Origin of the sequence: Pseudomonas frederiksbergensis, assembly GCF_000802155.2 — a bacterium.
In the GTDB taxonomy this organism is placed as follows: Bacteria; Pseudomonadota; Gammaproteobacteria; order Pseudomonadales; family Pseudomonadaceae; genus Aquipseudomonas; species Aquipseudomonas frederiksbergensis_A.
In genome coordinates, this window is the sequence record NZ_JQGJ02000006.1 from 182626 (window position 1) to 194585 (window position 11960).

General features: G+C 54.9%; 10 protein-coding genes and 2 pseudogenes. 4 read left to right on the forward strand and 8 right to left on the reverse strand.

Annotation, left to right across the window (positions count from 1 at the left end):
* Position 1: 1 nt before the first annotated feature.
* A complete protein-coding gene (locus JZ00_RS14165; protein WP_020191431.1) occupies positions 2 to 1402 on the reverse strand; it encodes an FAD-binding oxidoreductase in 1401 nt (466 codons plus the stop codon).
* A gap of 135 nt (positions 1403 to 1537) precedes the next feature.
* On the opposite strand from JZ00_RS14165, the gene JZ00_RS14170 reads away from it, so the two are divergent.
* Both JZ00_RS14170 and JZ00_RS30210 read left to right on the forward strand, forming a co-directional pair.
* Positions 1538 to 2254 carry a GntR family transcriptional regulator gene (locus tag JZ00_RS14170; RefSeq protein ID WP_020191432.1) on the forward strand — a complete coding sequence of 239 codons (717 nt, stop codon included), beginning with the start codon at positions 1538 to 1540 and terminating at the stop codon, positions 2252 to 2254.
* Positions 2255 to 2372: 118 nt separating this feature from the next.
* A pseudogene (locus tag JZ00_RS30210) lies at positions 2373 to 2860 on the forward strand (transposase); the annotation flags it as partial.
* A 523-nt stretch (positions 2861 to 3383) separates the two neighbouring features.
* Here JZ00_RS30210 and JZ00_RS31960 read toward each other — a convergent pair.
* Complete coding sequence (locus tag JZ00_RS31960) at positions 3384 to 3821, reverse strand: antitoxin Xre/MbcA/ParS toxin-binding domain-containing protein (RefSeq protein WP_349497281.1); 438 nt, start codon at positions 3819 to 3821, stop codon at positions 3384 to 3386.
* A 71-nt stretch (positions 3822 to 3892) separates the two neighbouring features.
* Complete coding sequence (locus JZ00_RS14180; protein ID WP_152668433.1) at positions 3893 to 4315, reverse strand: hypothetical protein; 423 nt, start codon at positions 4313 to 4315, stop codon at positions 3893 to 3895.
* A 304-nt stretch (positions 4316 to 4619) separates the two neighbouring features.
* Between JZ00_RS14180 and JZ00_RS14185 the strand changes: the two genes are divergently transcribed.
* Together JZ00_RS14185 and yejK are read left to right on the forward strand one after the other, a co-directional pair.
* Positions 4620 to 4847 (forward strand): hypothetical protein, encoded by a 228-nt coding sequence (locus JZ00_RS14185; protein ID WP_039591498.1) that lies wholly within the window; start codon positions 4620 to 4622, stop codon positions 4845 to 4847.
* Positions 4848 to 5068: 221 nt separating this feature from the next.
* Complete coding sequence (gene yejK, locus JZ00_RS14190) at positions 5069 to 6070, forward strand: nucleoid-associated protein YejK (protein WP_039591497.1); 1002 nt, start codon at positions 5069 to 5071, stop codon at positions 6068 to 6070.
* Here the strand turns inward: yejK and JZ00_RS14195 are convergent.
* From JZ00_RS14195 to JZ00_RS14215, 5 genes and pseudogenes are all read right to left on the reverse strand, one after another.
* On the reverse strand, positions 6056 to 6478 hold the full coding sequence (locus JZ00_RS14195) for a TetR family transcriptional regulator (protein ID WP_039591496.1): 423 nt from the start codon (positions 6476 to 6478) through the stop codon (positions 6056 to 6058). The two genes, yejK and JZ00_RS14195, sit on opposite strands and share 15 nt — an antisense overlap.
* The gene (locus JZ00_RS14200; protein WP_039591495.1) at positions 6475 to 8355 is read right to left on the reverse strand and encodes a site-specific integrase; all 1881 of its coding nucleotides are present in this window, start codon (positions 8353 to 8355) and stop codon (positions 6475 to 6477) included. The genes JZ00_RS14195 and JZ00_RS14200 overlap by 4 nt, the downstream gene beginning before the upstream one ends.
* Positions 8352 to 10031: a hypothetical protein gene (locus JZ00_RS14205; protein WP_039591494.1), complete on the reverse strand. Its 1680-nt coding sequence runs from the start codon at positions 10029 to 10031 to the stop codon at positions 8352 to 8354. The genes JZ00_RS14200 and JZ00_RS14205 overlap by 4 nt, the downstream gene beginning before the upstream one ends.
* Complete coding sequence (locus JZ00_RS14210) at positions 10031 to 11179, reverse strand: tyrosine-type recombinase/integrase (protein WP_039591493.1); 1149 nt, start codon at positions 11177 to 11179, stop codon at positions 10031 to 10033. The genes JZ00_RS14205 and JZ00_RS14210 overlap by 1 nt, the downstream gene beginning before the upstream one ends.
* A 135-nt stretch (positions 11180 to 11314) precedes the next feature.
* A pseudogene (locus JZ00_RS14215) lies at positions 11315 to 11599 on the reverse strand (nucleoid-associated protein); the annotation flags it as partial.
* Between the last annotated feature and the right edge of the window lie 361 nt (positions 11600 to 11960).

Genomic DNA, 11960 nt, shown 5'->3' on the forward strand with positions numbered 1-11960 from the left:
GTCAAGCTTCGGGAAGGATTTTTCCGGGGTTCATCAGTCCTAAGGGATCTAGCGCTTGTTTAATCAAGCGCATCACTCCAACTGCTGCACCGTGCTCCAGCGTCATGTACTTTATTTTTCCTGACCCAATTCCATGCTCACCGGTACACGTTCCGTCCAGCGCAATAGCGCGCTCGACCACACGTTCATTGAGAGCCTCGGCCTCAGCCATTTCTGCTTCATTATCCGGATCGACTACCAGCCCCAAGTGGAAGTTGCCATCGCCCACGTGCCCGACAACGCCTACGAAAAATGAGACCTTGGCGACATCTTCAGCTGTTTCGGCGATGCATTTGGTCAACGCTGAAATCGGCACGCACACGTCGGTACTCCAGATCCGCGCATTCGGGCGCATGGACTGCATCGCATAGTGAACATTGTGTCTGGCACGCCATAGAGCGCTGCGGGCATCAGCATCGGCTGCTGTCTGGAAACCCAGTGCGGCGTTGCTTTCAACAATTTCCTGCGTCAGTTTGACTTGTTCCGCCACGCTGGCTGGTGATCCAGCGAACTCGAAAAAAAGTGTCGGTGTCTCTGTAAGCCCCATATGGGAAAAGCGGTTTACCGCCTGCACAGTGCGCGCATCCAGCAATTCAACGCGTGAGACTGGGATCCCATACTGAATGATTGAAACCACCGAACTCACCGCTGCGGCAATCGTCGGGAAAGTGCAGACTGACGCACAGGTGGTTTCAGGGATACCGTAAAGCCGTAGAGTGACTTCAGTGATGATGCCTAGCGTGCCTTCCGAGCCAACGAATAATCGCGTGAGGTCGTAACCGGCAGAAGACTTGCGTGCCCGGCCAGCGGTCTTGATCACTTGCCCATCGGCCAGTACTACCGTGAGGCTCAATACGTTCTCACGCATTGTCCCATAGCGCACTGCATTAGTGCCTGATGCCCGGGTTGCTGCCATGCCGCCCAAGGTGCTCTCTCCCCCCGGGTCGACGGGGAAGAACAAGCCAGTGGTACGCAGTTCGGCATTTAGTTGCATACGGGTGACGCCTGCTTCGACAGTCACATCCAGATCGTCGGGACGAACATCGATGATTCTCTGCATGCGGCTCAGGTCAATACAGACTCCGCCCATTGCGGCGCCTACATGGCCTTCCAGCGACGTGCCAGCACCAAAGGCAATGATCGGCACCCGATGTGCGGCGCAGAGTTCGACGATAGCCGCAACCTCGGCGGTGGACTCGGCATAACACACTGCGTCCGGCGGTAATGTCTGATGATAAGACTCTCCACGCCCGTGCTGCTCGCATTCGGTACGGCTTGTACTCAATCGCTCACCGATCAGCTCGCGCAAAGCATTGATTAGAGTGGGCATGGGGGATGTTTGAAGCGCATCGTGAGTGGCCATCGTGAGGTCCATTTTATTGTTTGTTTAATAATCTAAGGTACAACAACTAGTATACATGTTTAAAGCTGCTGTTCCGTTATCATTGCGCCAACAGCCTTGAGCCCTAGCTCGGCGATGAAAATCTGTGTAGATCCAATGAGCAAAATCGTAGAAAAATCTCTTGTCGTGCGCTTGGCCGACAATATCCGTGAAGCTATCGTCTCTGCACGTCTGGATTTGGGGGAGGCGCTTTCTGAAGAAAGCTTGGCAGCGGCCTTTGAGGTCAGCCGCACGCCGGTGCGCGAGGCGCTGGCACTACTGCAGACCGAGGGCCTGGTGAACGTGGTCGCCAAATCAGGCAGCTACGTCTTCAGTCCTACCGAGGACGATATTGTTGAGTTGTGCGAGCACCGTGTAACGCTCGAAGTCGAGGCTTCTCGCCGAGCACTTGAACGTAACCCTGAAGCCACGCTGCAGGCGATGCGTGTGGCGCTGGAGCGCATGATCACTGCGCTGGAGCAGGACGACCGTTTGAGCTATGGCGCCGCGGATACCGAGTTCCACCTAAGCTTTTTCAGGTTCTGCGCCAATCGTTATTTGGTGGATGCCTACGAACGTAATTTAGGTCGTGTCGCGGCTTTGCGTACCCACTTGGCCAGGCGTGCCCGAGGCGAACCAGACCGTTCATGCAACGATCATCAACGACTGATCGAGCTGGCTGAAACGGGAAAACAGGGTGCGCTTGCCACGCTGCTTAGCCGGCATATTTTGCGAACCCGCGAGAGTTACATCGCCACCTTGCGTGAGCGTCAGGAGTTACAGAGTCAAAACAGTGACCGAGTCGAGAAAATTCGTCGAAAGCTGCGTTTGTAGTGTCGGTTTAACACGATCTCATGCTTGCACCAACCACTCATGCTCTGACAGGTCTGTAGTGGTCTAATGAAACCGGACACCCATTTAGGCGAGAATGCTCGCCAGAACGAGGTGTCAGATGACCAAACAACGCCGTACCTTTTCCCCTGAATTCAAACGCGAGGCTGCCGACCTCGTTCTCAAGCAGGATTACAGCTTCATTGAGGCCAGCCGCTCGCTTGGTGTCGGCGAGTCGGCTTTGCGCCGATGGGTCGACCAGGTGCAGCAAGAACGCATGGGCGTGACCCCGCAGAGCAAAGCGCTGACCCCGGAGCAGCAGAAAATCCAAGAGCTGGAAGCCCGAATTACTCGCCTTGAGCGGGAAAAATCGATCTTAAAAAAGGCCACCGCGCTCTTGATGTCGGAAGATCTCGAGCGTTCGCGCTGATTGACCAGTTGAGCATCCACGAGCCGGTTGATTGGCTGTGCAAGGTGTTTGAAGTGACCCGCTCGTGCTACTACGCTCGGCGTCTCAGGCGCCGCACACCGGATGTAGAACGCCTTCGATTGCGCAGTCGGGTGAGCGAGTTGTTCACCCAAGGCCGCAGTGCTCCCGGTAGGCGTACGGACAGTGGATGTTGTAGGTTTGATGACCCCTATCTATCAAACGCAACCTGTTGAGTACAGGATAATTGAATTCGCTGGACGCTATATGTGGTCAGATGAACATAAACCCTAGGCCATCTCGGGCTAACGCAGCATCCCCATAACCCGCGTGCTGGCCGTATGCGAGGTAAAAATGAATTAACGCTGGTTCATCTCCTGGCTGACCCATCGATTTGGCGTTTCAAGGGGGCCGAAGGTTGAATCCATCACGCCAAAAGAGAAAAAAGGAATGTTTGCGTCGCAAACATGATTCCAAGCTGGTCTGTCTCGCGGAATTGGAGGACTGCCAAGTCGTGACATCACATAATTCTAGGGTAGGCAGGAGATAAATCCCCTTTAATTCGAAGTGTGCAACGGAGAGGCTACACGCGTGTGTTGATGGCGCGGAGATGTATAAGGTTTACCCCGCTAGGTCAGCGAGAATCGCGATAATTGAGATCCGCTATTGCGGCAGAAGGGCATGGTTAGAACGCGAAGCCTTCACCTATGCGCACCAGCATCTCCTCGACCCGACGTGTGCCCAGCGTAGTGGAAAGCATCGCATCGGGCTGTTGCCTGACAAGCTAACCTTCGGTTTTGTCAGCCATCGCTTTGCTTTCTCTGTGTCTTCGAATAGTGCCTGAGCCATGGCTGTGTTGTGTATGACTCGGAAGAGCCGGTCTCTCTCCACTATCGTCAACCGCTCGCCTTGCGCCAGCCTGCGTCGAAGCGCCGTGAGCGGGACTATCCGATTGCGGGGGCTCGTATTAATTGCTCCTAATGAGTAGCGTTTGGACAGCAGATGCTGGAAAACCGCGATGGATTTGTTTGTGGAAATATTGATCCGATGCATCGATTGGAATCTGGAGAAACGTTTCCATTCGAGCTCGATATGTGTGGTAAACACTTTCGGGCATAGCTTCAGCCAACATGTAGCAACCATTTATGCTGGCTCTCGTGGCGGTCATAGGCAGCAGGTGGAGCCATAGCGATCCCAGGCGTATCCCTTAGAAGTTAACCGGGCATGATGTCGTCGACTTCCTTGCAAGCCGCTGAAAGTACTGCTTCCGGAGCCTCAGGAAGAATATCTTCTGGCCGCTGGCCCCCAAGGAAGTTGTTAGGTGATCTGAACCAAAACGCCATTCCCCACCCATCATGCGTTGGGTGAAGGACTGTTATTACCTCGGCCAGGCCTCGCTGGAAATTTCCTTCCTCGTTCTCCATGAACGCGTAGTCCGGGTACAACGCTTGTCCCTGATATTCTATTGAAAAAATCTCCCGTTTCGCCTCTGCTTGCTGGAGTGCCGGCTTGAGTCTATCGGGTGCCTTACCACAAAGTCGGGCAAGGCAATCTGGAGCATGGAAACGTCCTCCTGCCAGAATCTCATTTTTTGCCTGAGTAAGCATTTCCTCAAGTCTTCGTGCTGTCAAAGCCATGCCGTGTAGCCTCTGAGCGGAATTTGGCGGAGTTTGGGGAACGCTGGCTAGCTGCAATGGCTTGTATGAAATTCAAAAGCGCATCGCCGGTCCCTCTCATGAGAACGGTGCAAGCCCCTATTGAGGATCTAGTGTAGCCGCGCCTTTCTGTAGATGCCTTCTGTGAAGCAAGAGCTCTACCCGTAGGCCAGGAAGAGCGTGGCAAAGTCACTAATGTCCAGCGCGGAATCCTAACCCTCTGCCGTCATACGGTTGCGCATGAGTACAAGATAAATCGGAATATCCACGAGAGCTACCCCAGCACATGACTGAGTCATTTTCCCGCGACGAAGTCGAATGCAGTATCGCTGAACTACAGGCGCGCGTCGGCACCGCACTAGCTCCCTTTGAAGCGAGCTCGGCAATGCGCTGTCTGCTAGATATGTTGCGTGCTGTCGAGGAGCTGTTCTACTTACACACCATTGAATGGGATGACGATGACTTCGAGAGGCTGCCGTTTGGGTCCATCTGGCAAGCCGGCGCTGGGCTTTGATGTGGAGCTTAATTTCCCGCAGGTCCTGAGCGCCCCTCACATCATGAGGATCATCCTCGGCAGCGGGATGTCCGCTGGTACAGTAAAGTTACTGATCGCGTCCCATGATAGTTGGCGTAATGCGTCTTGCACGGCGGGTGAATACCGCGCTAAAAGCAACGCTTCCCGTCGGTCTACTCCGTGCAGATTTTCTTAATAACCCCCATACAGGAAACGCTCTGATGCCTATCCGTCATTGCATTGTTCATCTGATCGACAAAAAACCTGACGGCACACCTGCAGTTCTCCATGCCCGCGACTCCGAGCTTGCCGAGTCGGCCGCCATCGAGAACCTGCTGGCTGACCTCAACGACAGCTATAACGCCAAACAAGGCAAGGCCTGGGGCTTTTTCCATGCCGAATCTGGTGCGTACCCATTCAGCGGCTGGTTGAAGGAGTATTTCGACGGTAGCCAGGATTTCACTAGCTTCAGCCGCGTGGCCATAAAGCATTTGCAGACACTGATGGAGGCATCCAACCTCTCCACCGGCGGTCATGTGCTGTTTGCCCACTACCAGCAAGGTATGACCGAATATCTGGCCATCGCCCTGCTGCATCACAGCGAAGGTGTGGCGGTAAATGCCGAACTGGACGTGACCCCCTCTCGCCACTTGGACCTCGGTCAACTGCACTTGGCGGCGCGGATCAACCTGTCGGAGTGGAAAAACAATCAGAACTCCAAGCAGTACATATCGTTCATCAAGGGCAAGAACGGCAAGAAGGTCTCAGAGTACTTCCGCGACTTTATTGGCTGCCAGGAAGGCGTCGATGGCCCGGGCGAAACACGTACTCTGCTGAAGGCCTTCAGCGACTACGTCGAAAAAGAGGACTTGCCAGAGGAGTCTGCGCGGGAGAAGACACAGACCCTGGTCGACTACGCCACCACACAGACCAAGCTTGGCGAGCCGGTGACTCTAGAAGAGCTCTCTAGCCTGATTGACGAGGATCGCCCAAAAGCGTTCTACGATCACATCCGAAACAGTGACTATGGTTTGTCGCCAGAGATTCCGGCCGACAAACGCACCCTGAACCAGTTCCGCCGTTTCACCGGGCGCGCTGAAGGGCTGTCGATCAGCTTCGAGGCGCACTTACTGGGCGAAAAGATTGAATACGACGAGGCCGCCGGTACCTTGATCATTAAGGGCTTGCCAACTCAACTCATTGATCAGTTAAAACGCCGCTGAACCCAGATCCGTCACCTTGCGGTCGCTCACCTTGGCTTTGAGCACACGGTTTTCGTCCAATAGCATTTCGTTGATGGACGCGAGACTGGCGATTTTGGCCCGCAGTTCCTCTATCTCATGACGGCAGGCTGCGGATCTCTTGCGCTCAGCAATCAGGTCGTGATGTTTCATATCACGTACAGTACGACTGGAGCGCCCCTGAGCTTCGCGGATAGCCTCAGCAACCTTCGGGTAGTAGTTGTGGATCAACGCTGTGGATACGCCTGCCTCGCGGGCGACTGCGGCGATAGTAATCTTGGTTTCCCCGAAATGGGGGCGACCTTTCTGGATACGATAAAGGGCGAGCCGCAGATCCTTTTCGCGATCCTCAGCCGGTTTGTAGTGGGCTGCTTTCTTAGTGGGCTTCATGCGAGTGGAGTCTCCGGAGGCATTCCCAGTTGTGTTAGTACGCTGTGGCATCGAGTCAGGTCGCGCTCAACGCGTTGACGGCCGCCGTCGCCAATGTCTGGGCACTGCAGCAGACCTTTCAACTCCTCATAGAGCCGCTGGTAGATCGCCGTATGTTTACTCCCGATCACGGCGTTATTGCAGTTGCCGCATCGTGTGCGATCAAGGGTATTGCCGATGCAGCCGTCATTGTCCGCCGTGCACCACGCGTGTCCATTACTACGAATTGCAGTGCTCTCAGCAATAGACTTCAACATTGAGGCATGATCCTTGAAAATCAGTAAGTTCTGCGGCTCTCGCTGCCACTGCTTGAGGGAGCGACCGTAGCCCCCGGCCAGAGGTGCTTCGCCGATCCAGTCATCGACGACGCCGAGCTTGATATCATCCAACTCGTCCTGAATATCGGTATATAGATCAAGATCCAAATGCTGCCCCCAACTGTCGTCCATGGCGTAGCCTAAGGTCATGTCCAGCGTCCAATGCGCGTAATGTTCCTTGAGATAGCGCAGGTCGCCGAAGCGGCTATGCGCGGCATAGTTGGCGAACTTGCGGCGGAACTGGTGGGTAGAGAGGTTCCAGCTCAGTCCACATTCCTTGCTAAATGCCTTTAGGCAGGAGTTCCAGGTACTGTTGCAAATTGTGCGTACTTGGACGCCTCCCGGAGCCACGCCGAGGAAGAGAGCATGGCGGTGCTTGTTTGCCTCGACGATCTGGGGATCATGCGGGTTGGACCGGCGTCGCTTCAGGAGTTCGGCGGTGATCATGGCCTGATACGGCATGGCCCAGCGCTCCATCAGACGCAGTGCGCGAACGGCTGCCTCAGGGATCATCCATTGATGGATGCCCGCATCGGTCTTGTCCGAGCGTGAGCGCATCCAGTGATAAACCGTGCCCTGACTGTCCCGGGTCCGCAAGTGCGAGCCCGATTGTACGTTCGCCAGCTCGTGATTGCGGCAACCGGAGGTGCTGGCCATAACGATATAACAGGACGTACGCAGATCAATGAGTGATTTGTTGAGTGCCTTCAAGCCACCCTTCCAAGCCAAGGCTTCCAGGTGTCGGTTCTTTGCAGCATTGACTGTTGTGTATGGTTGCCCCTTTAGCTGCACCGTGAGGGCATCAATAGCATCGCGAAGGTCAAGTAATTGTTGACCGCGCTCAACCTGCTGGTGGGCTCGCTCGAATAGGTTGCAGAACACATCATCGGGAATAAGGGGCGTTTTGCTGCCATGGGTACCAAGAGCAGTAAGCCCCGCCAATGCCTTCGCGGAAGTCTCGGGCCAGGGATGCGTGGGCATCCGATCGTCTGTGTACTGACTTAGCTCATAGAGAGCTTCGACGGCCTTCAGGCGGCCCTCCAGTCCACGTTGCGACAGTGGCTTACCATGGTATCGGCTGATATGTCGGTACGCCTTGCAGGTATTCACATATGCTGCGCAGACCATGGGGGTCACCGCACCGATATGATTGAAATTAAGCACCTCCAGATGACGTAAAAATGGCATCGTAGAATGGAAAAGACCCTTCATTGAGCTGCCTTTAGGCCGCGTGCCGCCTCGTCGCCCACGTCGTAGGTAGCGATACATCATTGCTTTCATAACCGCTCGAAACGCTATTGGCACGAGGTTAAAATCTAGTCGTTTCTGGCTGGCCGACACGTTGGTGGTGAAACCGTCGAGCAGCCAGATATCGTCGCCATAGCGGCTGAGGATAATCCACTGCCCGTCGACTTGGGTGGCGCTAATGATCAAGGTGTCGCGTTCAAGGAGTCCACGCACATCGCTAGGTTGGGCTGTAAGGGTGTTCCAAGGTATTACTGCTGGTAGGTTGGCACTCATGCAAATACCTCCAGGCTTTGGATCAGATCAATCGACCAGAACGGATGTGGCTGGGTGCGCGCACGCTCACGTGCGGCATCTACCGCTGCGGCTTTGAAAGTACCGCGCCGCAGCCCTTCGCCAACAATGTAGTGATCGATTAGGCGGGGAATGTGAGCGTATTCCCGCGCCCAGAGCCGTTTATTCATGCGAGAGCGTTCGCTCAATACCCGAAAATAGAAACTGAACAGTTTGTACAAATCTTCGGTGGTCACCGCGTAGTGCTCGCAGCGCAGACAGTTGATGAAGTTCATACAAGTCGCCCCCTTTCGCTTAGGAGCGTACTGGCCGTTCTCCGGATCAGCGCAGCGTCCCATGGGAGTATCTCGATAGGTTGTGCCAATGGTTCGAGTCAATAACTCCTGTACCAATACCTCACCCATGAACTGCCAGTTGCGACGGGCCTCTTCACTTGGCGCTAAATAGTGTTGGTCGGTGATCTGTAGGGTGTTGCCGAGTGCTGCGGCGGCGATTGCAACGTTTCCGCCGGTCAGCTCGAAGATAGCGTTGGCGAATGTCTTGCGCAGTCGTGAGATGTTTATGCGTAGCGGCTTTCCATCGCTGTCGGTCAGGTTAAATCCAGCTACAAGTCGAGTTACCGCGATTGCCACATCTGATGAGTCCAATGCGGTGACGTTGCCGAAATTTTTCGAGGCGCGAGCACGATAAAGCCATACACGGCCTTCGAGTCCAGTTGGAGCCTCCGCATCCAGAGGTTCGGTCAGGACCATCACACGACGAATCAGACGTTCCACGCTGGTGGTTACGCTCGGCGTGGATTCAAGGACGCGTTCAACGTCCGAATCGGCGCGCAGGGTCACCTTGCTGGTGTTGTATCCTCGCCGTTTCCATAGAACCAGGAACACCCTGTCATCTTTCGGGTGCGGACGTAGGCAGTTACGGTCCATTTCCAAGAGTGGCGTGTTATTACGCCCGGTGTGCAGCGCCACAATCAAAAGTGCGAATGCCAGCAGCTCGCCGGTTACAGACACGCCGTCGGTCCATATCGGCTTGATGGCTTGCCGTAGTGCCGCACTGAACGCTTGTCGTTCTCTGTTGGTTAATGCGGTCTCGCTCTTGAACTTGTGGTTACTATTCGGGAAGGGTGTGCTTGGGAAGGTGGCCATATCGCCTGAGGCGATCATAGGAATCAGCCCACGCCGCCCCAATGCAGTAAGTACCGGCTTAGTTTGCGTGTAAAGGGTCTTTTGAGACGTTGTTGAGACGCCTAGCCCCGCCAGATGACCTAGGTAACCGTCGATCAAGTCTCGGTCTATGTCGCTCAACAGTAAGTCACGGCCAAAAGCGGTTGCCCGGAGCATGCAACAGTCGAGGAAATTGCGCAGTCCATTTACGCAGTAGCCCGCCACGGTAGTGGTGGCGATGGCGCCATCTTGGCCGGCTAGGAAGCGTTCGATCTGGCGCTGACATGCGTAGGCGATGGAATCAATACCGACGCCGTACCAGCGAGCAAAGTCGAAGCAACGGCTCTTGGACGTATTCCGTCCAAACTCTACGATAGTGTTACTCGCAGGGATAGCCTGGGGAAGGATGACCACATTACCGGCCGAGTCGTGGTGGTGTTCGACTTGGGGAACGCTGAGGTCGGCCCTCACAAATACCTTGCGCTTACGCATCAGGCTGTCCCTGCCAGTGAGTTCAACTCCTCGTCATAGGCAAGTACGGCTTCGTCGGCCATTTCGTTGATAAGATGCAGGTACACCATAGTCGACTGAATCGAGCTGTGACCAAGTTGTCGCTGTAGGAATACAAGAGGATTCAGCCCGTTCGCGGGGTTGCGCTGAAGGCTGACTAGCGTGTGCGTAGCGTAGGTGTGTCTGAGGATATGCGTATGGACCCTAATGCCAACCCGCTTACCGGTTTCGTTGATGATCCGGTTAAGGCTCTTGCCGTCCTCGGCGTAAGGCTCTCCGAATTGATTGAGAAATAGCGCTTTTTGAGGAGGCTTGCTCGGTGAAACGCGCTCGCCACGGACCTTCATCACGTAGCGGTAGAGTTCGGCCATGAACGTGCGGCTCAGATAAATCGTTCGCGGCTTGCTGCCTTTCGTCACCATGCCACTTCCGTCAAAGGGATCGAGACAAATGCGCAGGTTACGCTCGGTTCCTTGCACCTTGTCTGGATCGAAAACATAGGCCAGTGGGAAGGCTGCGAGTTCCTCGCGGCGTAGGCCCGAGTGCAACGCGAGGCGTATCATCATTCGATGATGGGGATTTTCCGCAGCGGCCAAGAGCGACTTGATTTCGTGCATGCTCAAAAACTTGGGCAGGGCCTTGTAGCTACGCGGCATCACGTCGTTTGCCATGGTCTTGCCACCGCTGGAGCCGACATGTTCAAGGAAGGTTTCTTGACTTCGTACAATGCGCTCTTCGTACGCAAAGGGAAGACGTTTCACCCAACCCTGCTTCAGTGCGTATTCATAGAACTTGCAGATGTAAGTCAAGCGCTGACGAGTGCTGTTCGGTGCCAGCTTGCATGTCGTTAAGCAATAATCTCGATAGGCCGCCACAAGGCTTTTTGCCTCGCCACGCTCTACGTCAACCCAGCCAATGTCATGGGCTTCAAGAAAGCTGAAGAAGTCGTACAGTGCGCGTCCGGTACTTGGCCAGGATCGCTTGGAACCAATGGCTGCACGAAGCAAGTAGTGACGGAAGAACTGATTAGCGGGGGCGCAGCTCTCCATCGAGTTCCAAAGCAGAATAGGAAACCCTGGATGGGGTTGCCCGGCGATCACAAAATCTTCAGTAGCCCGAACAAGTTCCATGGATGGCCCCCAACATTGGCGCCTATCTTAGTCTCAGGTAGAGCTAAGGGGGCCTTAAGCAGCCTTTGAAGCGCCTGAGCTTCTAAATGTCTGTATGGAATAGCACAAATATTTAACGTTCTCTAGGTGCCAGAACATCAGTTTTTGCAGATGCTCCACCGCTACGCGACTGAAGGCGGTGAAGTCCTTGCCGCCGTCCAGGTATTCCTTCAGCCAGCCGCTGAACGGATGCGCCCCGGACTCGGCGTGGAAGAAACCCCAGGCCTTGCCTTGCTTGGCGTTATAGCTTTCATTGAGATCGGCGAGCATGTTCTCGATGGCCGTGGACTCAGCCAGTTCGGAGTCGCGGGCGTGGAGCACAGCAGGCGTGCCGTCGGGTTTTTTGTCGATCAGGTGGACGATGCAATGACGGATCGGCATGGATTTCTCGGCTGATGAAAGAGGGGAGTGCGCGCTCCCCGAAAAGGGCCCAGTGTACCGCAATCACTGGTTTTGCAACGCGTCGAAGGGCCTTTCAGACCCTTCCGACACCCTGAGAGCATTTTTTTACCGATTTAGCGCAATAAAGCTGACCATTTGGGTAGGTAGAGGCGGATATTTCACAGGCGTTGTGCTAGTTTTGCCCGGTCTTACGCGATGTCACTGCGTTAAGCGTGCATTCAGCATTTGTCAGGTCGAACCAAACCCGGATTTCGGCATCTATTACCCCGATCCGTCGTGGTAATGACCGAGGGCGGCTGATCAGATAGATCGGGCTCGATGGCTGACACTGCACTCTGCA